Below are 619 nucleotides of genomic sequence, written 5' to 3'. Positions count from 1 at the left end.
ATTTAGATATTCAGCCTCTTGAAGTAGCAGTATTAAAAGGTGCATTATCTTCAATGCTTCAAGATGTAAACTATGTTAATGCTCCTTATCTTGCAAAGCAAAGAGGAATAGAAGTAAAAACAATAAAATCTGAAACTCCTTCTACATTTACAGGCATATTAAAAGTAAAACTAACTACAGACAAAGAAGTTAATAATGTATCTGTATCTTTAATAGCTAAAAATATCGCAAGAATAGTTAAGCTAAATGATTATGATGTTATAATAAAACCTCAGCCTCATATATTAATAGTACCGCATATAAACCAGCCTGCTATGATAGCAAAAGTAGCAACTACATTATCAAGCGACGGAATAAATATTGGTTCTATGAATGTATCAGAAAACATAAAAGGAAGCAATATGTCTATAATGGCTATAAACGTTGACAGAATAATAGAAAGCGACATGATAGATAAAATATCACAAATAGATGGAGTTCATCAACCAAAGTATATTAAACTTACTTCAGGATATACACTATAAGGATAAATATAAATGAAATTAGCAGTTTTTGATTTTGACTCCACTTTGATGGACGGTGAGACTCTAGACATTATTGCAAGAGAGACCAATTTTGC

At 30.4% G+C, this 619-nt stretch carries 2 pseudogenes; both read left to right on the top strand.

Annotated elements, in window-relative coordinates:
- Positions 1–524 (top strand): annotated as a pseudogene (locus GQX97_RS13900) (phosphoglycerate dehydrogenase); the annotation flags it as partial.
- A gap of 12 nt (positions 525–536) precedes the next feature.
- A pseudogene (locus GQX97_RS15205) lies at positions 537–619 on the top strand (phosphoserine phosphatase SerB); the annotation flags it as partial.

It is taken from the genome of Brachyspira sp. SAP_772 (assembly GCF_009755885.1).
Lineage (GTDB): Bacteria > Spirochaetota > Brachyspiria > Brachyspirales > Brachyspiraceae > Brachyspira.
The sequence above is the reverse complement of the archived record's forward strand: the minus strand, read 5'-3'. Positions and strand labels throughout refer to the sequence as shown.